The organism is Methylobacterium sp. C33D, assembly GCF_053345825.1.
Genome location: NZ_JBKFAV010000017.1, coordinates 16,283 through 37,594, shown reverse-complemented (window position 1 = coordinate 37,594; position 21,312 = coordinate 16,283). Strand labels below are relative to the sequence as shown.

At 72.2% G+C, this 21,312-nt stretch carries 16 protein-coding genes and 1 tRNA gene; 11 read left to right on the top strand and 6 right to left on the bottom strand.

Going from position 1 to position 21,312, the window contains the following annotated elements; all coding sequences use genetic code 11:
• The first annotated feature begins 154 nt into the window (after positions 1-154).
• Both ACLBXO_RS15285 and glgX read left to right on the top strand, forming a co-directional pair.
• Positions 155-1,576 carry an alpha,alpha-trehalose-phosphate synthase (UDP-forming) gene (locus tag ACLBXO_RS15285; protein ID WP_331318930.1) on the top strand — a complete coding sequence of 474 codons (1,422 nt, stop codon included), beginning with the start codon at positions 155-157 and terminating at the stop codon, positions 1,574-1,576.
• A gap of 54 nt (positions 1,577-1,630) precedes the next feature.
• Positions 1,631-3,751, top strand: coding sequence for a glycogen debranching protein GlgX (glgX, locus tag ACLBXO_RS15280; RefSeq protein WP_447685855.1), 2,121 nt, complete (start codon positions 1,631-1,633; stop codon positions 3,749-3,751).
• Positions 3,752-3,788: 37 nt separating this feature from the next.
• Here the strand turns inward: glgX and ACLBXO_RS15275 are convergent, their stop codons facing one another.
• Positions 3,789-4,733 (bottom strand): ribose-phosphate pyrophosphokinase, encoded by a 945-nt coding sequence (locus tag ACLBXO_RS15275; RefSeq protein ID WP_012318471.1) that lies wholly within the window; start codon positions 4,731-4,733, stop codon positions 3,789-3,791.
• A gap of 235 nt (positions 4,734-4,968) precedes the next feature.
• Positions 4,969-5,205 carry a DUF4170 domain-containing protein gene (locus ACLBXO_RS15270; RefSeq protein ID WP_331318928.1) on the bottom strand — a complete coding sequence of 79 codons (237 nt, stop codon included), beginning with the start codon at positions 5,203-5,205 and terminating at the stop codon, positions 4,969-4,971.
• A gap of 140 nt (positions 5,206-5,345) precedes the next feature.
• On the opposite strand from ACLBXO_RS15270, the gene ACLBXO_RS15265 reads away from it, so the two are divergent.
• The gene (locus ACLBXO_RS15265; RefSeq protein WP_447685854.1) at positions 5,346-5,750 is read left to right on the top strand and encodes a hypothetical protein; all 405 of its coding nucleotides are present in this window, start codon (positions 5,346-5,348) and stop codon (positions 5,748-5,750) included.
• Positions 5,751-5,820: 70 nt separating this feature from the next.
• Here the strand turns inward: ACLBXO_RS15265 and ACLBXO_RS15260 are convergent, their stop codons facing one another.
• Together ACLBXO_RS15260 and ACLBXO_RS15255 are read right to left on the bottom strand one after the other, a co-directional pair.
• A complete protein-coding gene (locus ACLBXO_RS15260; protein ID WP_331318925.1) occupies positions 5,821-6,057 on the bottom strand; it encodes a hypothetical protein in 237 nt (78 codons plus the stop codon).
• A gap of 210 nt (positions 6,058-6,267) precedes the next feature.
• Positions 6,268-6,360, bottom strand: a tRNA-Sec gene (locus tag ACLBXO_RS15255).
• 131 nt (positions 6,361-6,491) lie between these two features.
• Between ACLBXO_RS15255 and ACLBXO_RS15250 the strand changes: the two genes are divergently transcribed.
• The 8 genes from ACLBXO_RS15250 (at position 6,492) to ACLBXO_RS15215 (ending at position 17,067) form a co-directional block, all read left to right on the top strand.
• Positions 6,492-8,951: an ATP-binding protein gene (locus tag ACLBXO_RS15250; RefSeq protein WP_447685853.1), complete on the top strand. Its 2,460-nt coding sequence runs from the start codon at positions 6,492-6,494 to the stop codon at positions 8,949-8,951.
• On the top strand, positions 8,948-10,312 hold the full coding sequence (gene ntrX / locus ACLBXO_RS15245; RefSeq protein WP_012318476.1) for a nitrogen assimilation response regulator NtrX: 1,365 nt from the start codon (positions 8,948-8,950) through the stop codon (positions 10,310-10,312). Before ACLBXO_RS15250 ends, ntrX begins: the two co-directional genes overlap by 4 nt.
• A gap of 196 nt (positions 10,313-10,508) precedes the next feature.
• The gene (gene hfq, locus ACLBXO_RS15240; RefSeq protein ID WP_007563033.1) at positions 10,509-10,760 is read left to right on the top strand and encodes an RNA chaperone Hfq; all 252 of its coding nucleotides are present in this window, start codon (positions 10,509-10,511) and stop codon (positions 10,758-10,760) included.
• Between the two features lie 212 nt (positions 10,761-10,972).
• Complete coding sequence (hflX, locus tag ACLBXO_RS15235) at positions 10,973-12,385, top strand: GTPase HflX (RefSeq protein ID WP_331318923.1); 1,413 nt, start codon at positions 10,973-10,975, stop codon at positions 12,383-12,385.
• Positions 12,385-13,710: an adenylate/guanylate cyclase domain-containing protein gene (locus ACLBXO_RS15230; protein ID WP_447685852.1), complete on the top strand. Its 1,326-nt coding sequence runs from the start codon at positions 12,385-12,387 to the stop codon at positions 13,708-13,710. Before hflX ends, ACLBXO_RS15230 begins: the two co-directional genes overlap by 1 nt.
• 155 nt (positions 13,711-13,865) lie before the next feature.
• Positions 13,866-14,825, top strand: coding sequence for a putative selenate ABC transporter substrate-binding protein (locus ACLBXO_RS15225; RefSeq protein WP_447685851.1), 960 nt, complete (start codon positions 13,866-13,868; stop codon positions 14,823-14,825).
• A gap of 5 nt (positions 14,826-14,830) precedes the next feature.
• On the top strand, positions 14,831-15,523 hold the full coding sequence (locus tag ACLBXO_RS15220; protein ID WP_331318920.1) for an ATP-binding cassette domain-containing protein: 693 nt from the start codon (positions 14,831-14,833) through the stop codon (positions 15,521-15,523).
• A complete protein-coding gene (locus tag ACLBXO_RS15215) occupies positions 15,523-17,067 on the top strand; it encodes a PhnE/PtxC family ABC transporter permease (RefSeq protein ID WP_447685850.1) in 1,545 nt (514 codons plus the stop codon). The genes ACLBXO_RS15220 and ACLBXO_RS15215 overlap by 1 nt, the downstream gene beginning before the upstream one ends.
• A 154-nt stretch (positions 17,068-17,221) precedes the next feature.
• Here ACLBXO_RS15215 and ACLBXO_RS15210 read toward each other — a convergent pair whose 3' ends face one another.
• Together ACLBXO_RS15210 and ACLBXO_RS15205 are read right to left on the bottom strand one after the other, a co-directional pair.
• Positions 17,222-19,465, bottom strand: coding sequence for a TonB-dependent siderophore receptor (locus tag ACLBXO_RS15210; RefSeq protein ID WP_447685849.1), 2,244 nt, complete (start codon positions 19,463-19,465; stop codon positions 17,222-17,224).
• A 228-nt stretch (positions 19,466-19,693) separates the two neighbouring features.
• Positions 19,694-21,130 (bottom strand): alpha/beta hydrolase, encoded by a 1,437-nt coding sequence (locus tag ACLBXO_RS15205; RefSeq protein WP_447685848.1) that lies wholly within the window; start codon positions 21,128-21,130, stop codon positions 19,694-19,696.
• Positions 21,131-21,312: the final 182 nt, after the last annotated feature.

The following is a 21,312-nucleotide window of genomic DNA, read 5'->3' as shown; positions in this document are numbered from 1 at the left end:
ACTTGACCCGCGCCCGGCTTCACGCTTGGGTTGCCGGACGACCGACAAAGGATCGCGCAGGGACTCCGCGCGTTCTGACATAGTAGTGATGTCCCGATGCAGGCGCGGCGAGATCCTCGACCTGGCCCGCGCCCCTGATCCGGAGCCGACCCGCGTGGCACGCCTTGTGATCGTATCGAACCGCGTCGCCGTCCCGGAAGAGGGCGGCAAGGCGGTGGCGGCGGGCGGTCTCGCCGTCGCGGTCAAGGAGGCCTTCACGGCCTACGAGGGTCTGTGGTTCGGCTGGAGCGGCACCATCACGGAGGAGCCCTCCGAGGAGCCGACGCTGATCGACCGGGGCCGGGTCCAGTACGCCGTCGTCGACCTCTCGCCGCAGGATCACCTGGAATACTACGCCGGCTTCGCGAATCGGGCCCTGTGGCCGATCATGCATTACCGGCTCGGGCTCGGCGCCTTCTCGCGCTCGGACTATGCCGGCTACAGCCGCGTGAACCGGACCTTCGCGCGGGCGCTCGCCAAGCTGGTCGAGCCCGACGACATCATCTGGGTCCACGATTACCACCTGCTGCCGCTGGCGGCCGAACTGCGCGGCCTCGGGCTCGACAACCCGATCGGCTACTTCCACCACATTCCCTGGCCGGCCGCCGACGTGTTCAACTCGCTGCCGGCGAGCGGCGAGCTCCTGCGCGCGATCGTCGATTACGACCTGATCGGCCTGCAGACCGAGGCGGACGTCCAGAACCTGCAGCGGAACCTCGTCGACACGCAGCGGGCGATCCCGCTCGGCGGCGGCTCGCTGATGGTCGACGGCCGCCGGACCCGGATCCGCGCCTTCCCGATCGGCATCGACGTCGCGGGCTTCAAGGAGGCCGCCGAGAAGGCCAGCGCCAACAAGGTCGTGCGCGAGACCATCGCGGGCCTGCGCACCCGCAAGCTGCTGATCGGCGTCGACCGGCTCGACTATTCCAAGGGCGTACCCGAGCGGATGGAGGCGGTGGAGAGCTTCTTCGCCTCGAATCCCGACCAGCGCGGCAACGTCACCTACATCCAGATCACGCCGAAATCCCGCAGCGAGGTGCCGGAATACGAGCAGCTCGCCCGTGAGGTGAACGAGAAGGTCGGCGAGATCAACGGCTCGCTCGGCGACCCGGCCTGGACCCCGATCCAGTACATCACCAAGGCCTATCCGCGGCCGGTGCTGGCCGGCCTCTACCGGGCCGCCCGGGTCGGCCTCGTCACGCCGATGCGCGACGGCATGAACCTCGTCGCCAAGGAGTACGTCGTCGCCCAGTCCGAGGACGATCCGGGCGTGCTGGTCCTGTCGAAATTCGCCGGCTCCGCCCGGCAGCTGCCCGAGGCGCTGCTGATCAACCCCTACGACCGGTTCGAGGTCGCCGAGGCGATCCGGGCCGCGCTCTACATGCCCAAGGCCGAGCGGCTGGCGCGCTGGAAGCCGATGGTCGAGCGCATGACCCGCGAGGACGTCGACTGGTGGGCGCGCAACTTCCTGGCGGAGCTCGAGAATTTCCGCACGATCGAGCGCGAGCCGCCCACCGCAGCCGCGGCCGCCGAATAGCCGGCGCCGCCCGCTGCTTACGCCCGCCGCCATCCGTGTGACCGGACGCCCCGCATGATCGCCGTCGACGACGGGGTGCCGGCGCCCCTCGGCGCCCATTTCGACGGGCGCGGCGTCAACTTCGCCCTGTTCTCCGAGCACGCCACCGCGGTCGACATCTGCCTGTTCGAGCCGGGGGAGCGGCACGAGACCCGCACGGTGCGGCTGCCCTGCCGGACCGACGACGTCTGGCACGGCTACCTGCGCGGCGTGCTGCCAGGCCAGCTCTACGGCTACCGGGTGCACGGCCCCTGGGACCCGGCGGCGGGCCACCGGTTCAACGCCTCGAAGCTCGTCCTCGACCCCTACGCGCGGGAGATCCGCGGCAAGATCCGCTGGCACGACGCGCTCTACGGGCACCGGCGGGGCGGGCGCGAGGACCGGATCGACCGGCGCGACAGCGCGGTCTACATGCCGCGCTGCGTGGTCACCGCGCCGGAGGTGCCCGACCTCGCCCTCAACCCGGTCCGCCGGCCCCTCGCCGAGACGGTGGTGTACGAGGCGCACGTCAAGGCGCTGACCCGCACCCATCCCGACATTCCCGAGGCGGAGCGCGGCACCTACGGGGCGCTCGCCCACCCGGCGATCATCGAGCACCTCGTCAAGCTCGGCGTCACCGCCCTGGAGCTGCTGCCGATCCAGGCCTTCGCGGACGACCGCTTTCTGGTGGAGAAGGGGCTCGTCAATTTCTGGGGCTATCAGCCCCTGGGCTACTTCGCCCCGGAGCCGCGCTACCTGGGGGAGGGCGGCCTCGGCGGCCTGAAGGCGGCGATCCGGGAGCTGAACGCCGCCGGGATCGAGACCTGGCTCGATGTGGTCTACAACCACACCGCCGAGGGCGACCATACCGGCCCGACCCTGTCGTTCCGCGGCATCGACAACGCCAGCTACTACAAGCTCGACCCCGCCGACCCGCGCCGCAACCGCGACTGCACCGGCTGCGGCAACACCTTCGACGCGAGCCACCCGCGGGTGATGCAGCTCGTGCTCGATTCCCTGCGCCACTGGGTCACCGCCTACGGCATCGCGGGCTTCCGCTTCGACCTCGCCTCGAGCCTCGGGCGGGCGCCCTTCGCCTTCACCCCGCAGGCGGCGTTCTTCCAGGCCGTGGCGCAGGACCCGGTGCTGGCGCGGGTCAAGATGGTGGCCGAGCCGTGGGATGTCGGGGAGGGCGGCTACCAGCTCGGCGGCTACCCGCGCGGCTGGAGCGAGTGGAACGACAAGTTCCGCGACGCCGCCCGGGGCTTCTGGAAGGGCGATTCCGCCACGCTCGCCAAGGTCACGCAGGGGCTGACCGGCTCGCGCGAGGTGTTCGCCCCGTCCGGGCGCTCGCCGCTGGCCAGCGTCAACTTCATCGCCAGCCACGACGGCTACACGCTCGCCGACACGGTGTCGTACGAGGAGAAGCACAACGAGGCCAACGGCGAGGACAACCGCGACGGCCATAACCACAACGTCAGCCGCAACTACGGCGTCGAGGGCGACACCGACGACGCGGCGATCCTCGCCCTGCGCGCCCGCCAGAAGCGGAACATGCTGGCCACCGTGATGCTGGCCCAGGGCGTCCCGATGCTGCTCATGGGCGACGAGCGCTCCCGCAGCCAGGGCGGCAACAACAATGCCTACGCCCAGGACAACCCGACGAGCTGGATGGACTGGAGCGTCGATCCGGATCCCGCCCTCACGGACTTCGTCGCCAACCTGCTGGCCCTGCGCCGGGACCAGCCGGCCCTGCGGCGGCGGCGCTTCTTCACGGGCGCGCTGATCGACCCCGACGAGCCCCTGCGCGACGTGCACTGGCTCTCCCCCGAGGGCATCGAGATGGAGGTCCGGCACTGGTCCGACGACGGGCTCCAGGTCTTCGGCATGCAGATCGGCAACGACGGCGATCCGGGCGACCGCCTGCTGATGCTGTTCAATGCCGGGGCGGAGGCCGTCAGCTTCCGCCTCGCCCCGGTGATCGGCGGCCCGTGGACGCCGGTCTTCGACACGGGCGAGCCGGCGGGCGCCCGCGCGCCCGGCGCGCCGGCCGTCGCGGCCGGGGGCGCCGCGCCGCTGCCGGGCCGCACGGTCCTGGTGCTCACCGCGCCGGGGACGGAGACCGGCAACCGCGGCGGCTGGGTGCCGGGCGGGTAGGGGCGGGCGGTCCGGGGACGGGCCGCCCGGCGGCCGGTCAGTCGAACAGGCTGGAGACGCTGGATTCCGTCGCGGTCCGGCCGATCGCCTCGCCGAGCAGCGGCGCGATGGTCGCCACCCGGATGTTGCGGGCGAGCTTGACGGCCTGGGTCGGCTGGATCGAGTCGGTGATCACCAGCTCCTTCATCCGCGAGGCGGCGATGCGCGAGACCGCGCCGCCCGACAGCACGCCGTGGGTGATGTAGGCCGAGACGTCCTTGGCGCCGGCGTTGAGCAGGGCCTCGGCGGCGTTGACCAGGGTGCCGCCCGAATCGACGATGTCGTCCACGAGGATGCAGGAGCGGCCCTCGACCTCGCCGATGATGTTCATCACCTCGGACTCGCCGGGGCGCTCGCGGCGCTTGTCGACGATGGCCAGCGGGCAGTCGATCCGCTTGGCGATGGCCCGGGCCCGGACCACGCCGCCGACGTCCGGCGAGACCACCATCCGGTCGGCGCTCGGCAGCCGCTCCTTGATGTCGCGCACCATCACGGGGGCGGCGAACAGGTTGTCGGTGGGGATGTCGAAGAAGCCCTGGATCTGGCCGGCGTGGAGGTCGAGGGTCAGGACGCGGTCGGCGCCCGCCTCGGTGATCAGGTTCGCCACCAGCTTGGCCGAGATCGGGGTGCGGCCGGAGGTGCGCCGGTCCTGCCGCGCGTAGCCGAAATACGGGATCACCGCCGTGATGCGCCGGGCCGAGGACCGGCGCGCGGCGTCGATCATGATCAGCAGCTCCATCAGGTGGTCGTTCGCCGGGAACGAGGTCGACTGGACGATGAACACGTCCTCGCCGCGCACGTTCTCCTGGAGCTCGACGAAGATCTCCATGTCGGCGAAGCGCCGGACCATGCACTTGGCGAGCGGCAGTTCGAGATAGGCCGCGATCGCCTCGGCCAGGGGCCGGCTGGCATTCCCGGCGATGATCTTGATCGAGGATTTCATGGGCGGCCGCTCGCTCGCGGCCGGACCTCCCGCCGCTCTTGTTCAGACCGGTCTCCCGGGGAGCCGGAACGATCCGATGACGGGCGAGGCTCTTAGCAGCGGGCAGGAAGTGTCACAATGCCTTCACGGCCGCCCCGCACGCACCGCGCACGCCCTGCGCACTCATCGCGGATGCGCGGGGTCCCGGAGCCAGGCCCGGACCGGGGCCGGGACCGGGACCGCGCGCCCGGTCCCCTCAGGCGGCCGGCGGCTCCAGCAGCCGGTGCAGGTGAACCACGAAGTAGCGCGTCTGCGCGCTGTCGACGGTGGCCTGGGCCTTGGCCCGCCACGCGGCCTGGGCGGAGGCGTAGTCCGGGAAGATGCCGACGATGTCGAGGTTCTTGATGTCCCGGAACCGGACCCCGTCGAGATCCTGCAATTCACCGCCGAAGACCAAGTGCAGCTTCTGGTCGCTGTCGATTGCCGTCGTCATGGCCCGTCCTCCGTTCCTTCGCGGCGCTCGCAAATGGCGGGCCCGCGGTCAAGCCTGAACATCCGCAGGCGAGCCCCGAGCCCGCCGCAGGTCTGCGCGGCGGATGCGCAACCCCGGACGCGCCGTGCTACGAGCGGCCGATGACACGCCGCCTCCTCTCCAACGCCGTCCCCGTCGCGCTGGCCCTCGGCCTCGGCGCGGCGCAGGTTCAGGCCCAGCAGGTCCCCCGCGCGCCCCGCGCGGCCGGATCCGACAGGAGCGTTCCGGACCGGCGGGCCGGACCGCCGGTGATCGGCTGCCCGTCGCTGGCCAATTACCGCATGCTGATGCGCGACGGCGCGGCCGCCGCCGCGGCGCATCTGGCCGATCCCAAGGCGGACCATCTCGGCTGCGCGGCGCTGGCGCGCACGGAGCTCACCGGCATCGTCGACAAGGTGACGCTGGGCGGCCAGAGCTACGACTGTGCCGGCGTGCGCGGCACCACCGCCTGCCACTGGATCGCGCCCGGGACGATTCCCGAGGCCCGCGCGCCGGCCAAGCGCTGACGGACGGGTCCCCGGTCACGCTTCTGGTCAGCCCATCGCCCAGCTCCTTGCTCAGCCCCTCGGCCCGCGATCAGCGCAGGTGGCCGCTGGCGCGCAGATCCCGCTCGACGGCGTCGTGGAGGGCCTGAAGGGGATTGTCGTTGATGGCGGCGGGCGGGTGCAGCGGCGCCATCGGGGCGGGCCGCGTGTCGAGTCCCGGCAGGATCGTGGCCTCGGCCCCCGGCTGACGCGCCGGCCGGCGCGCCGCGAGGGTGCGCAGCGCCTCGCGGGCGCCGGGCGGGAGGAGCGTGACGAGTCTGTCCAGCATGGCCGGCCTCAGCGCGCACGGCCGGCCGAGGCCGGCGGGAACGGGACGGTGGCGGCGGACCGGTTCTTCACGCGGGTACCCGTGCGGGATCGATCGCGGGAAACGGGCCGGCACCCCCACAGTTCCGACGAAGCAGTATTGCGAATTTTGTCGCACGTGTCGCCTGGATATCGGCGAACACTGGTTCATCGGTTGCGATTGTCTGAAGATTGGCGGAAGCGGATGGGAATCGAACCCACCGTACGCTGTTGGCGTACCGCTGGTTTTGAAGACCAGGAGGGCCACCAGACCCCGTTCGCCTCCGCGGCCGGGGGTACGAGCCGGGCGGGGTGGGGTCAAGGCCGTCCCCCTGCGGCGGATCGCGCCGCGGGTCCGCCGCCCGAACGCCCGGATTCGTATTAATTCCGCCACACTGTTGTGGCCCTGCACCAGTCATGCCGTTCCTGAGACGCTCACGGACAGAGGAAGGCCCCACGCCGGTCCCCGAGAGGGGCATCGACGGGGCGGGCCAGGACGCGGCCCGGCCGGCCGCGGATCAGCAGGACGCGGGCACGCCCGCGGGCCCCGAGGCGTCCCTGCCGTCGTCCCTGCCGGCGTCCCAGCCGTCCGGCACGCCCCTGGCGGAATCGCTGCGGCCGGGCCCGCGCGGTCCCGGCTGGATCGGCGCCGCGATGGTGGTCACCGCCCTGGTCTCGGCGCTGGCGACCTTCCTGATCCTGGCCGGGGTGATCCGGGTGACGCCGACGCCGGCCTACGGCGTGACGCTGCTCGCCATCAACGCCGCCCTGGTGCTCGGCCTCGCGGTCATCATCGCCTGGGAGGCGCGGGTCTTCCTGCACGCCCGCAAGGCCAACGCCGCGGTGGCGCGCCTGCACACCCGCATCGTCGGCCTGTTCTCGCTGATCGCGATCCTGCCGACGATCCTGCTCGCCGTGGTCGCCTCGGTCACGATCGACCGGGGCCTGTCGCTCGGCTTCACCGACCGGGTCCGCGACGTGGTGCTGAAATCCGTGGAGGTGGCCGACGCCTACCAGGAGAACCAGTGCCAGAGCCTCGCCCGCGAGATCCGCATCCTCGCCGACGACCTCACCCGGGCCCGGCCGAACTTCGACGTGAACCGGGACTGGTTCCAGACCTTCCTGACCACCCGGGCGACCAATCTCGGGCTGCCGGTGGCGCAGATCATGCGCGGGCCCACCGAGGTCGTCGCCCGGGCCAAGATCGACGTCCTGAAGACGAACCGCCTGCCCTCGGCGGCGGCCTTCGAGGACGCGGCCAACTCCGCCGACCCGATCTGCCTCCTGCCCACCGAGGGCCGGGTCTTCGCCGCGCTGCTGCGCATGCCGGCCTACGACGACGCCGTGCTGATGGTGCAGCGGGAGGTGAGCCAGCTCGCCATCGAGTTCCCCGGCGTCTCCCGGGCGGCGGCGGCCGAGTACCTCACCTACGATTCGCTGCGCCGCTCGATCCAGATCACCTTCGCGTCGGTGTTCCTGCTGATCGCCCTGATCGCGCTGCTCTCGGCCGTCTGGTTCGGGATGAACTTCGCCAACCGGTTCGTGGCGCCGATCCGCCGGCTGATCAACGCCGCCGACCAGGTGGCGTCGGGCAATTTCTACGCCCAGGTGCCGACCAAGAAGACCAGCGGCGACCTCGCCCATCTCGGCGAGAGCTTCAACAAGATGACCCAGGAGCTGCGCCGCCAGCACGCCGGGCTGATCGCCGCGAGCGACCTGATCGACACCCGCCGCCGCTTCACCGAGGCCGTGCTGTCGGGGGTCTCGCCCGGGGTGATCGGCCTCGACGCGGCGGGCTTCGTCACCATCGCCAACCCGGCGGCCGAGCGGATGCTCGACCTGGACAGCGACGCCCTGGTCGGCCAGCCGCTGGGCCGCGCCGTGCCGGAACTCGCCCCCGTGCTCGCCGAGAGCGAGGCGCGCCCGCGCAGCCTGCAGCAGCAGCAGGTCCAGCTCACCCGGTCCCGGGGCGAGCGCACCATCACGGTGCGGGTCACGAGCGAGCAGGCGCAGGGGGCCTCCCGCGGCTCGGTGGTGACGCTCGACGACATCACCGACCTCGTCCAGGCGCAGCGCAGCTCCGCCTGGGGCGACGTGGCGCGCCGCATCGCCCACGAGATCAAGAACCCGCTGACCCCGATCCAGCTCTCCGCCGAGCGGATCCGGCGCAAGTACGGGAAGGTCATCACCGCCGACAAGGAGGTGTTCGACCAGTGCACCGCCACGATCGTGCGGCAAGTGGACGAGATCAAGCGCATGGTCGACGAGTTCTCGGCCTTCGCGCGGATGCCCAAGCCGGCGATCGCGCCGAACGACCTCACCGAGATCGCCAAGCAGAACCTGTTCATGATGCGCGTGGCGCACCCGGACATCGACTTCGCGTTCTCGGCCCAGGGCGGCGCGGGGAGCTCGGAGAAGATCGTGGCGGCCTTCGACATCCGGCTGCTCAGCCAGGTGATCACCAACATCCTCAAGAACGCCGTCGAGGCGGTGGTCGAGGTGCCGGAGGCCGAGCTCGGCAAGGGCAAGATCGCCTTGAGCCTCGCCGTCGAGGACGGGTTCGCGGTGATCGCCGTCACCGACAACGGCAAGGGATTTCCGGCCGAGGGGCGCCAGCGCCTGCTCGAGCCCTACATGACCACCCGCGAGGGTGGCACCGGACTGGGGCTTGCTATCGTCAGCAAGGTGCTTGAGGAGCACGGCGGCGGGATCGAGCTGAACGACAATCCCGCCGGCCGCGGCGGCCAGGTCCGGATGCGGGTCCCGCGCGAGCACGGGCCCGAGCCGGCGGCGGCGGCCCCTGAGACCCTACCCGTCACGACAGAGGAGAAGGGCGCCGCGCCGACGGCCCCCCGGATCGCGGAGATGCACGCATGAGCGCCGATATCCTGATCGTCGACGACGAGGCCGACATCCGCGACCTCGTCGCCGGGATCCTGGACGACGAGGGCCACCGCTGCCGGACGGCCGGCGGCTCGGACGAGGCGCTCGCCGCCATCGAGGCGCGCCGGCCGCACCTCGTCTTCCTCGACATCTGGCTGCAGGGCTCCCGGCTCGACGGCCTGCAGGTGCTCGACCTGATCAAGGCCGCGAACCCCGACCTGCCGGTGGTGATGATCTCGGGCCACGGCAACATCGAGACCGCGGTCTCGGCCATCAAGGCGGGCGCCTACGACTTCATCGAGAAGCCGTTCAAGGCCGACCGGCTGATCCTGGTGGCCGAGCGGGCCCTGGAGGCCTCCCGGCTCCGGCGCGAGGTCCGCGACCTGACGGCGCGCTCCGGCGCCACCAACCGCATCGTCGGCACGTCGCTCGCCATCAACCAGCTGCGCCAGACCCTCGACCGGGTGGCGCCGACCAACGCCCGGGTGATGATCACCGGCGCGCTGGGCTCCGGCAAGGAGCTCGCGGCGCGCAGCCTGCACAAGGCCTCGGCCCGCGCGAACGGCCCGTTCGTGCTGCTGAACGCGGCGGCGATCCTGCCCGAGACCATGGAGGCGGAGCTGTTCGGGGTCGAGGGCGAGAGCGGCCGGCGGGTCGGCGCCCTGGAGGAGGCCCACGGCGGCACCCTCTACCTCGACGAGGTCGCCGACATGCCGCGCGAGACCCAGAACCGGATCCTGCGCGTCCTCGTCGACCAGAACTTCCAGCGGGTCGGCGGCACGACGCGGGTGCATGTCGACGTGCGCATCATCTCCTCGTCCTCCCGGGACCTCCAGGAGGAGATCGCCGCGGGCCGCTTCCGCGAGGACCTGTTCCACCGCCTGTCGGTGGTGCCGATCCGGGTCCCGGCCCTGTCGGAGCGCCGGGAGGACGTGCCCGAGCTGATCCAGTTCTTCATGGACAACATCTCGTCCCAGACCGGCCTGCCCAAGCGCCGGATCGCCGAGGACGCGATGGCGGTGCTGCAGTCGCACAACTGGCCGGGGAACGTCCGCCAGCTCAAGAACAACGTCGAGCGGCTGATGATCCTGACGCAGGCCGACCCGGAGCAGGAGGTCACTTCGGAGATGCTGCCCTCCGAGATCGGCGCCCTGGTGCCGACGACGCCCGGCGGCGCGGGCGGCGAGAAGCTCATGAGCCTCGCCCTGCGCGAGGCCCGCGAGATCTTCGAGCGCGAGTACCTCGTGGCGCAGATCGCGCGGTTCTCGGGCAACATCTCGCGCACCGCCGAGTTCATCGGCATGGAGCGCTCGGCCTTGCACCGCAAGTTGAAGTCCCTCGGCATCGGCCCGTGAGGGCGCGGCGCCGGCGCGCGGGTTGAGAGCGGGGCCGATCCGTCACGGATCGGCTGGAACGGGGGTTGCTTGCGCCCACGCTTTCACGTCGTCATGGTGTTTGTATACACGGCCCTGGACCGGATGATCGGACGATCCGGCCGGCGGCATACCCATCCCGGGCCCAGCGAGCCGGGACAACAAGAAGGCCAAGAAGATGGCGGGCGAACGCGCACAGAACCTTCAGGACACCTTTCTCAACCATGTCCGCAAGAACAAGATTCCGCTGACCATCTTCCTCGTCAACGGCGTCAAGCTCCAGGGCGTGGTGACGTGGTTCGACAATTTCTGCGTGCTGCTGCGCCGGGACGGGCACTCGCAGCTGGTCTACAAGCACGCGATCTCGACGATCATGCCGGGCCACCCGGTGCAGCTGTTCGAGCCGGACGAGACGGCCGAGAAAGCGTGAGGGTCGGCGGCCGCGGCGCCGAGCGGCGGCACCGGGGAGCGGGACGGGCCGCGGTGCCGCCGCGCGGCGGGGACGGGGGGAGACCCCGCCCGCCGGCGGATATCTGTGTCCGTTCGCGGCCGGCATCTTGGCCCGGCCCGCCCGCATCCCCATTCTGACACTCCGACCTCTCCAACGAAGCCGTCGCCCGGGGCGGCGGTGTCAAAGGCTGCATGAGCGAGACGCTGACGTCCGGCGAAGCCCGCCTCCAGGCGCAGGCCGCCCCCGAGGGCGAGATCGCCGCGGCGACCCACACCCTGGTGATCGGCCCCTATCTGGCGCGCAACGCCTACGGGGCCGGTCCGGGACAGGCCGTGCCCACCCGCTCCGTGGAGGCCCGCCTCGACGAGGCGACCGGGCTCGCCGCCGCGATCGAGCTCGACGTGGTCGAGAGCCTCGCGATCAGCCTGCCGCGGATCCGGCCCTCGACCTATCTCGGCAAGGGCCGGGTCGAGGAGATCGCCGGCCTGATCCGCGCCCGGGAGATCGGCCTCGTCGTGATGGACTGCGCCCTGTCGCCGGTGCAGCAGCGCAACCTCGAGAAGGCCTGGGGCGCCAAGGTCATCGACCGCACCGGCCTGATCCTGGAGATCTTCGGGCGGCGCGCCTCGACCCGCGAGGGCACGCTGCAGGTCGAGCACGCCCACCTCGCCTACCAGAAATCCCGGCTCGTCCGGTCCTGGACCCACCTGGAGCGGCAGCGCGGCGGCTTCGGCTTCCTGGGCGGCCCCGGCGAGACCCAGATCGAGGCCGACCGGCGCATGATCCAGGAGCGCATGACCCGGATCGAGCGCGACCTCGACGCCGTGGTGCGCACCCGCGGCCTGCACCGGCAGAGCCGGGCGCGGGTGCCGTACCCGATCGTGGCGCTGGTGGGCTACACGAACGCCGGCAAGTCGAGCCTGTTCAACACGCTGACCCAGGCCGAGGTCACCGCCAAGGACATGCTGTTCGCGACCCTCGACCCCACCGCCCGGGCGACCAAGCTGCCCCACGGCGAGACCGTGATCCTGTCCGACACGGTGGGCTTCATCTCCGACCTGCCGACGCCCCTGATCGCGGCCTTCCGGGCGACGCTCGAGGACGCCATCGAGGCCGACGTGCTGCTCCACGTGCGCGACGTCTCCCACGTCGATTCCGAGGCCCAGGCCGAGGATGTCGGCGCGGTGCTGCGCGAACTCGGCATCGAGACCAGCGCCGACCGGATCATCGAGGTCTGGAACAAGGCCGACCTGCTGGACGCCGACGAGCGCACCCGGCTCCTGAATCTCAGCGGCCAGGCCAAGGCCCGCAACGACCGGGACAGCGCCGCGCCGGTCCTGGTCTCGGCGCTGACCGGGGAGGGGCTCGCGGCGCTGACCAGCCGGATCGAGGCGCGGATCGGGCGCAACCGGGCGAGCTTCGCGGTGGCGCTGCCGCCGGAGGACGGCGCGGCCCTGAACTGGCTCTACGAGAACGCCGAGATCCTCGACCGCCGGTCGGAGGCCGACGGCACCCTGCACCTCGCGATCCGGATCGCCCCCGAGAAGGAGCCGCGCTTCCTCAACCGCTTCGCGGCGGCCCGGCGCCTCGGCCGGGGCGGTTGATGGCCTCGGGCAGCGCCGGCAACCCGACGCTCTCCGCGCTGCGCCCCGCGCGGGCTCCGGCCGAGCGCCGGGCGGATCCCGCATCCGACGACGAGGCGGTGCTGCGGGCCATGCAGGCCGGCGGCGGCCTGCGCCTGCTCGGCCTGCGGGTGGTGATCGTGCTGGTGCTGCTGATGGCGGCCCAGGCCTATGACGGCTCGCTGCACGCCCTGAGCCACTGGCTGATCCTCGGCCTGTACGGGCTCGGCACGGTCTGGTTCGGGCTCCGCGAGCGGGGCGGCGGCCCCGCGGCCAACGCCTACAGCTGGGCCGGCACCGGGCTCAATGCCGGCCTCGCCGTCTACGTGATCATCGAGCACATGCTGGCCGGCGGCGGGGCCGGGCTCGGCGCCGACGCGGTGAGCCGCCTGCCCGCCTTCCTGCTCCTGCTCCAGACCGGCCTGAGCATGCGGGTGGCGCAGACCCTGCTGTTCTGCGGGCTGGTCACCGTCTGCTGGAGCGCGGCCTTCCTGGTCGGCCTGGTCCATCCCGACCTGTTCCCGAACGCCGACACCTTCCCGACCGCGCAGGTCACCGGACTCGCCACCTTCATGGCGGCGGGACTCCTGGTTGTCGACGGCATGATCCGCCTGCGCGCCGCGGTGGCGCGGGCCCTGCGCATGGAGCACGAGCGCTCCCAGCTCGCCCGCTTCGTGCCCGGCACGGTCGCCCTCGACCTCGCCGCCGAGGACGGCGATTCCGGCCTCGGCATCCACCGGCGCCACGCCTGCCTGATGATCCTCGACATCCGCGGCTTCTCGCGGCTCTCCCGCGAGCACCCGCCCGAGGCCATGGTGACGGCCCTGCTGGCGGTCCGGGCGGCCGCCCAGGCGGCGGTGGCGGAGCAGGGCGGCCTCGTCGACAAGTACATCGGCGACGCGGTGCTGGTGCAGTTCGTCGTCGGCCATCCCGACGTCCAGGCGCGCGCGGCGCTCGCCTGCGCCCTGTCGATCCGCGACCGGATCGCCGCCCTCAACGCGGCCCGCGCCCGGGAGGGGCTGTTCGCCCTGCGGGTCGTGGTCGCCCTCCACGCGGGCGACCTGCTGGTCGGGGTCTTCGACGACGGAGTCCGGGCCGAGTACACGGTGCTGGGCCCGGCGATGAACGCCCTGGCGCGGATCGAGACGCAGGCCAAGGCGGCCGAGATCGAGCTCGCCGCCTCGGGAGACTTCCTGGACCTGCTCGGGGGCGCGCTCCCGGCGGGGATCCGGACCGTGCCGGTGCCGGACGCCGCCCTGCCGGAGCCCCTCACCCTGTCGGCGGTCGCGGTGGCGCCGGGCGCCTGACGCGGCTCCCGTCGGTCTCGGACGCCCTCCCGGCGCTCTCCCGGCGTCGCAGGGCGCCGGTATCGCGGGGATCGAGGCTGGCGCGCGCGGCGTCTTCTGCTACGCCCACCGTCTTGCGAGCCCACCGTGCGTGGGCGCGGTGCCACGAGGACGCGATGCGGGGATCGAAGCCGGGATCGAAGCCGGGATCGAGATCGGGATCGAAGCCGGGACCGGGCTGGCTGGGGCGGCTCGCCCTGGGGGCCGCGGCGACCCTGGCGGCCCTGGCCGCCGCGGGGCCGGCGCGGGCGCAGGACAAGCCGGCGCCGAAGGCGCTCCCGCCCCTCGTCTTCACCGGCATCCCCGACCAGGACGAGAGCCGGCTCGTCGAGCGTTTCGGCAAGGTCGCCGCCTACCTGGAGGCCGAGCTCGGCGTGCCGGTGCGCTACATCCCGGTGAAGAGCTACCCGGCGGCGGTCACCGCCTTCACCAACGGGCAGGTGCAGCTCGCGTGGTTCGGCGGCTTCACCGGCGTCCAGGCGCGCAAGGCCGTGCCGGGCTCCCAGGCGATCGCGCAGGGTGCCGAGGACGCCGCGTTCAAGACCTACCTCATCGCCAACGCCGCCACCGGGCTGAAGCCGGAGAAGGATTTCCCGACGGCCATCGCCGGAAAAACCTTCACGTTCGGCGCCCGCGCCTCAACCTCCGGGCGACTGATGCCCGAGTACTTCATCCGGCAGGCCTTCCCGGGGAAGACCCCCGAGCAGGTCTTCGCCCGCGTGGGCTTCTCGGGCGACCACACCCGCACGATCCAGCTGGTCCAGTCCGGCGCCTTCGCGGTCGGCGCCGTCGACTACTCGGTCTGGGACCTCGACTCGAAGGCCGGCAAGGTCGACCGACAGGCGGTCTCGGTGATCTGGGAGAGCCCGACCTTCCCCGACTACCAGTGGACCGTGCGGGGCGACGTGGAGCAGACCTACGGCGCCGGCTTCACCGACAGGCTGCGGGCCGCGCTGACCGGCATCACCGATCCGGCGATCCTGGAGCCGTTCGGGCGCTCAAGATTCATCCCCGTGACCAACGCGGCCTACGAGCCCCTCGTCGAGGTCGGACGCTCCACCGGCCTCCTGGACTGACGCGCGTGTCGGGCGGCGCGGCAGCCGGCGCGGATCCCGAGGCGGCCATCGTCCTGGCGAACGCCTCCGCGGCCTATGACGGGCGCCCGGTTCTGTCGGGCCTCGACCTGACCGTGCGGGCGGGCGAGCGGGTCGCGCTCATGGGGCGCTCGGGCGCCGGCAAGTCGACCCTGATCGGCCTGATCCACGGGCAGGCCCCCGAGCGGGTGGCGCTGGTGCCGCAGGCCGCCGCCCTGGTGCGCCCGCTCTCGGTGTTCCACAACGTCTACATGGGCCGCCTCGACCGGCGCTCGACCCTGCACAACCTGCGCACCCTGGTCCGGCCGGCGCGGGCCGACGTCGCCGCCGTGGAGGCGGTCCTCGACCGGGTCGGGCTCGCGGACCGGCTCTGGGCCCGGGCCGGGGAGCTCTCCGGCGGCCAGCAGCAGCGCGTCTCGGTGGCCCGCGCCCTCTACAACGGCCGGCCGATCCTGGTGGGGGACGAGCCGGTCTCGGCTCTGGACCGCCAGCAGGGCGGCCGGATCCTCGCCGAGCTGGCCCGGAGCCACGAGACCCTGATCCTGGCGCTCCACGACGTCGCCCTGGCCCTCGCCCACACCGACCGGGTCGTGGTGCTGGAGGCCGGCCGCATCGTCCTCGACGCCCCGTCGAAGGACCTCGATCCGGCACGCCTCAGCCCGTTCTACGAGGCCGCCTGATGCGCGCCGGATTCCTGCCGCGGCCGGGCTACGCGGCGGTGAGCCGCTGGTTCCTGGCGGCGGCGCTCGCCGGCCTGCTGGTCGCCGACCTGCAGGTCACGACGCTCCACCCCTTCGCCGACCTCGCCCGGCTGCTGGGCGGCCTGATCCGGCCCGACTTCCCCGCCGTGGAGGGCTGGAGCGTCGTCACCACCGTGGCTTTCGCGATGCTCGGCGTCGGGCTCGGGGCCGGGGCGGGGCTGCTGCTCGCCGTCCCGTTCGCCCGCTCGCGCGCCGTCCGGCTCGCCTGCGCGGGCCTGCGCGCCGTCCACGAGCTGTTCTGGGCGCTGCTGCTGATGCAGGTCTTCGGCCTGTCGGCGACCACCGGCGTGCTCGCCATCGCGCTGCCCTACGCGGGCATCTGCGCCAAGGTCTACGCCGAGCTGATCGAGGAGGCCGACCTCGCGGCGCTCCGGGTCCTGCCCGCGGGCACCGGCGCGCTCTCGGCCTTCCTGTACGGGCGCCTGCCCGAGGTGGCCGGGCGGATGCGCGACTACACCCTCTATCGCCTGGAATGCGGCCTGCGCTCCAGCCTCGTGCTCGGCTTCATCGGCCTGCCGACCATGGGCTTCGCCTTCGAATCCGCCTTCCGCCAGGGCCGCTACGCCGAGGCCGGGGCGCTGCTCCTGATCTTCTACGCGCTGATCGGCACGCGGCGGCTCTGGGTGCGTGCCCGGACCCTGCCGATCCTCCTCGTCGGGTCGGCGCTGGCGCTGCCGCCGGCCGTCGGCAGCGCGGCGATCGGCCCGAGCCTCGCCCGCTTCCTCGGCCACGACGTCGTGCCGGCGCCGCTCCGGGGCGCGCCGCTCGCCGAGCCCGAGACCTGGGCGCGGCTCTGGTCGTGGCTGCGCCCGATCCTGACCGAGCAGGTCCTGCCCGGCACCGCCCAGACCCTGATCCTGGCGCAGATCGCCCTGGCCGCCACCGCCCTCGGGGCCCTCGTCCTGTTCCCGCTGACCGCGCGGCGCTTCGCCGGCCCGGTCGGGCGGCCCCTGGGGCGGGCGCTCCTCGTGGTGGTGCGCTCCACGCCGGAATACGTGCTGGCCTATGTGGGCCTGCAGCTGCTCGGCCCCTCGATGCTGCCGGCGATCCTGGCGCTGGCGCTGCACAATGCCGGCATCGTCGCCTACCTGATGGGCCGGCACGCCGACGCGATCCCCTACCGGGCCGACGCGCCGCGGGGCCTCGACCTCTACGCCTACGAGACCGTGCCGCGGCTCTACGGGCAGTTCCTGGCCTACCTCCTCTACCGCTGGGAGCTGATCCTGCGGGAGAGCGCGATCTTCGGGATCCTGGGGGTCACCACGCTCGGCTTCTACGTGGACGCCGCGATCTCGGAACTGCGCCTCGACGTGGCCGCGGTGCTGATCGCCGCCACCGCCCTGATGACGGTGGCGGTCGACGCGTTCTCGCGCGCCTTGCGCCGCTCCCTGCGGATAGACGCCCTGCCGACCCGGCTGTCGGGTCCGCAGCCGATCACCGGGGCGGAGGGGGTGGACGGCTGAGCGGGGCGCCGCCGTCGTTGCGCGCGGAGCGAAGCGATCCAGCGGCGCCATGCCCGCCGATGCCGCGCTGCCCTGGATCGCCTCGCGACGCTCGCGATGACGGGGCTGGTCACCATGCTGCGGGCGGCCGCAAACAAGAACCGCCCGGGCCGCCTCACCACTTGTAGCTGACCTTCGCCAGCACCCGCCGGGCGTCGCCGTAGAAGCACGACACGTTCGACTGGCAGGAGGCGACGTAGCGCCGGTCGGCGAGGTTCGAGGCGTTCACCTGGAAGCGCCAGTTCTCGACATCGTAGTGCACCTGCGCGTCGAACAGCACGTAGTCGGGCACCCGCAGGGTGTTGCCGACATCGGCGAACGAGCTGCCGACATAGCGCACGCCGCCGCCGAAGCCGAAGCCGCGCCACGGCCCGAGCGGGATGGTGTAGTCGGCGAACAGCGAGGCCAGGGTCTGGGGGATGTTGACCGGCGTCTTGCCGACCCGCACCGGGTCGGGATCCCGCACGGTGGTGAAGTCGAACTTGGTGAACGAGGCGACGAGGTTGAGGCCGTCGGCGACGTTGGCCACGAGCTGCGCCTCGAAGCCGGTGGAGCGCACCGCGCCGAGCTGGGTGTTGAACAGCGTGTTCACCGGGTTCGGGGTGAGCACGTTGTTGCGGTGGATGTCGAAGCCGGCCAGCGTCAGGAAGTAGCCCTGGCCGGGCGGCTCGAACTTGACGCCGCCCTCGACCTGGTCGCCGGTGTCGGGCTTGAAGGCGCGGTTGTTGATGTCCGACCCGATCTCGGGCTGGAACGAGGTCGCGTACATGATGTACGGCGCGAGGCCGAAGTCGAGATTGTAGATCGCCGCCGCCCGGTAGGTGAAGGCGCTGTCGTTGCGGCCGTTGGTGTTGGCGGGGGTCAGGCGGTCGTAGACGGTGTTCTGGACGAAGTCCTGGCGGCCGCCGAGGATCAGGGTCAGCTCCGGCGTGAGCTTGATCTGGTCCTGGAAGTAGAGGCCGACCTGCTGGAACGAGTCGGCGTTGACGAGGTAGGGCGAGGCCGAGACCGTCTGCGGGCCGTAAGAGGGCGCGAAGATGCTGAGGTTCGGCCCGGGGAAGCCCGAGGCCTGGTTGTCGTGGATCTGGAAGTTCCGGTACTCGATGCCCATCAGGAAGTCGTGGCGGAAGAAGCCGTCGGAGAACTTGGCCTCGGCCTGCGTGTCGACGTCGAGCTGCGCGATCTTGGCGGAATCCCGGAACAGGTAGCGGCCGAGCTGCGTCTGCAGCGGGTCGGCGTAGCCGAGCTGGCCGATATACGAGTTCTGGTAGCTCTGCGTGTAGGCGTAGCGGGCGTTCTGGCGCACCGCCCAGGTGTCGTCGAAGACGTGCTCGAACTCGTAGCCGATGAAGGCCTGGTCGCGCCGGTAGGTGTTGAAGCCGGCATCGCCCACGTTGAGGGCGCGCGGGATGCGCAGGCCGAGCACGGTCGGCCGGGCCGTCCCGTAATAGGGCAGGAAGTTCGCCGTCACCGCCGTGTTGTCGTGCTGGAAGCTCGACAGGACCGTGAACTTGGTCGACCCGTCCGGCTTATAGGTGAAGGCCGGGGCGATGTAGTAGCTGTCGTCCGGCGCCCCCTGGACCTGCGTGCCGCCGTTGCGGGCGTAGCCGGTCAGGCGGGTGAACCAGTGCCCCTCGGCGTCGGCCGGGCCGCCGACGTCGAAGGCGGCGTAGCGCTGGTCGAAGGAGCCTCCGCCGACCTCGATGAGCCCGAACGGGCTCTCGGTCGGGCGCTTGCTGATCTGGTTGATCAGGCCGCCGGGATTGCCGGCGCCGAACAGCACAGCGGAGGGGCCGCGCAGCACCTCGATCCGCTCCAGCCCGAACGTGTTCACCCGGCTGTAGGCGAAGCCGTAGTTCAGGAGCTGCAGGCCGTTGAGGTAGAGGCCGTAATCGCTGACCACGAAGCCGCGCAGCTGGAAGAAGTCGAGGCGCGTGTCGGCGCCGAACGTGCCCGCGTAGGTGCCGGCGACGTACTGGGTCGCCTGGGTGAGGGTCTGGGCGTTCTGGGTGTCGAGCTGCTGCCGGCCGACCACGGTGATCGATTGCGGGGTCTCGATCAGCGGGGTGTTGGTCTTGGTCGCGGTCGCCGAGCGCCGGGCCACGTAGCCGTCGATCGGGCCGGTCGGGCTCTCCGCGCCGGGCCCGGGCGCCCCGGCGCGGACCGCGGAGGCCGGGCCGCCGCCCTGGCCGGTGACGCTCAGCTCCTCGAGCTGCACGCTGCCGCCGGCCGGCGGGTTGGCGCCGCCGCGGCGCGGCGCCGCGTCCTGGGCGAGGCTCGGCGCGGCCTGCGCCAGCACGGCGAGCGAGGCGCCGGCGAGCAGGGCGCGCAGGGTGGGGCGGGGGTGGGCGGCTCTCATGGTCCTTGCCGGATGCGACGCTGCGGGCAGCCGGCCGCGCGCGCCGGATTCGCCCCCGACGTCTCAGCCGCGCTGTTTAGAATTGTGACAAACTACTGTAATACTTGATCTTTCTATACACCCGACTACGGACAGCCGGGGCCGGCCGCAAGCGGCCTTCACGCGGAAGGCGACGGCTGTTGCCGTAGCGACACGTATCGGTGGTGCGGCGGAGTCGGTCCCGCGGGGCTACTTCACGCGGCCCGCGAGCCAGCCGGCGAGGACGTCCGCGACGGCGTCGCTGTTCGTCTCCAGCATCATCATGTGGCCGTTGCCGTGGAGGCCCTGGTCGGCCAGCCGGACCACGTCCGGCCTGGCGCCGGCCTGGGTCAGGAACGCGACGGTGCAGTCGTCGTAGGTCGCGTGGAAGGAGGCCTCCGCGGTCACCACCACGGTCGGCACCTTGGCGAGGTTCGGCAGGGTCCGGACCGGCTCGCCCTGCAGCCAGCAGCGGATCCGCCCGTCCGCGGGCTTGGTGTCCGGCCTGGTGTCCGGCTTGGAATCCGGCCTGGACTCGGATCCCTTGGCCTGCTGCGCCACGGTCAGATCCTCGGGCGCCCTGACCGGCGGGTCGAAGGTCAGCGGCATGCGGGTCAGCCCGTAAGCGCGGGCGCGCCCGTCGCCGGTCTTCTCCCAGAACTCCTTGCCGCCGCGGAACTGCACGTCGAAGAAGGGCGGGCCGTTCGGCTCGACGGCGACGTGCGCCTTCACGAGGTCCGGCCGCGCGTCCGAGGCCGCCCAGCCGAACAGGGCCGCCTGGCCGTGGGTGAGCAGGATCGCCGGCCCGATCCTGTCCAGGAGCGCCACCAGGGCCGGGTCGACCAGCTCCTCGGTCTGCTGGCTGTTGGCGAGGAACGGGACCTGGCTGGCGAAGAACTGGTCGAAGGCGGCGTTGCCCTGCACGCCGGCCCCGCCCGGCCAGCGGGTGTGGAGCTTGGCCTGCGGGTAGAGATCGTAGACCTCCGGGGCCGTGTGGGTGCGCTCCAGGCTGCGCGTGCCGAGCCGGTCGTACGGCCCGTAGACCTCCGGGTTGGTGCCCGAGCGCCCGCGCCCGACCTGATCGACCACGTAGACCTGGTAGCCCTTCTCGACGAAGCGCTGGACCCAGCCGGGGCGGCCGTCCGCGGTGGCGAGGTAGTTCACGCCGGTCTGGGCGAGGCCGTGCACCATCACCACCGGGTAGGGCTGCGTGACCCGGGCCGGGGTGCGCGACTGCACGAACATCTGGCCGACCATCACGGTCTTGTCGCCGAGCTTCTGATAGCGGCCGCCGATGTAGAAGTAGCCGGCGCGGGTCACCGGATCGGCCGGGCCCGGCTCCGCGGCTTGCGGCGGCGCTCCCGGCGGGGCGGGCGCCGGACTCCGGGGCGCGGCACTCGGGACCGGAGCACTCGGGGGCGCGGCGTTCGCAGGCGCCGGGGGCGGGGCCACGGGCTGGGTCGCGGGCTGGGACGGGACGGTTCCCTGGGCCCGGGCGGGGCCCGCGGCCGGTCCCGAGAGCAGCCCGGCCCCGAGCCCTGCGGCCAGCGCCAGCCCCTGACCGGCGCGCCGCGCCGCGCGGAAGCCGTTCGCGCGGTCGTTCGCGCGGTCGTTCGCGGTGCCGCCCACGCTGCCGCTGCCGGCCATGCCGTCTCTCCCGGATGCGCGCCGCTCCGCGCCGCGCTTATTGCGGGAAACGCAACGTTCGGCCAGCCAGGAAAGCTGCACGGTCCCGCGCGATCGCCCCGGGCCGGACGAAGCGTCGCGGTAACCTGAATCGCGGCCGAGCCCGGCCCTGCGCGCATGCCAGGCGCGACCGCGGCGGTGCT

Coding starts and splice junctions, on each gene's coding strand:
- glgX (WP_447685855.1), top strand. CDS start 1,631: ATGATCGCCGTCGACGACGGGGTGCCGGCGCCCCTCGGCGCCCATTTC.
- ACLBXO_RS15275 (WP_012318471.1), bottom strand. CDS start 4,733: ATGAAATCCTCGATCAAGATCATCGCCGGGAATGCCAGCCGGCCCCTG.
- ACLBXO_RS15270 (WP_331318928.1), bottom strand. CDS start 5,205: ATGACGACGGCAATCGACAGCGACCAGAAGCTGCACTTGGTCTTCGGC.
- ACLBXO_RS15265 (WP_447685854.1), top strand. CDS start 5,346: ATGACACGCCGCCTCCTCTCCAACGCCGTCCCCGTCGCGCTGGCCCTC.
- ACLBXO_RS15260 (WP_331318925.1), bottom strand. CDS start 6,057: ATGCTGGACAGACTCGTCACGCTCCTCCCGCCCGGCGCCCGCGAGGCG.
- ACLBXO_RS15250 (WP_447685853.1), top strand. CDS start 6,492: ATGCCGTTCCTGAGACGCTCACGGACAGAGGAAGGCCCCACGCCGGTC.
- ntrX (WP_012318476.1), top strand. CDS start 8,948: ATGAGCGCCGATATCCTGATCGTCGACGACGAGGCCGACATCCGCGAC.
- hfq (WP_007563033.1), top strand. CDS start 10,509: ATGGCGGGCGAACGCGCACAGAACCTTCAGGACACCTTTCTCAACCAT.
- hflX (WP_331318923.1), top strand. CDS start 10,973: ATGAGCGAGACGCTGACGTCCGGCGAAGCCCGCCTCCAGGCGCAGGCC.
- ACLBXO_RS15230 (WP_447685852.1), top strand. CDS start 12,385: ATGGCCTCGGGCAGCGCCGGCAACCCGACGCTCTCCGCGCTGCGCCCC.
- ACLBXO_RS15225 (WP_447685851.1), top strand. CDS start 13,866: ATGCGGGGATCGAAGCCGGGATCGAAGCCGGGATCGAGATCGGGATCG.
- ACLBXO_RS15215 (WP_447685850.1), top strand. CDS start 15,523: ATGCGCGCCGGATTCCTGCCGCGGCCGGGCTACGCGGCGGTGAGCCGC.
- ACLBXO_RS15210 (WP_447685849.1), bottom strand. CDS start 19,465: ATGAGAGCCGCCCACCCCCGCCCCACCCTGCGCGCCCTGCTCGCCGGC.
- ACLBXO_RS15205 (WP_447685848.1), bottom strand. CDS start 21,130: ATGGCCGGCAGCGGCAGCGTGGGCGGCACCGCGAACGACCGCGCGAAC.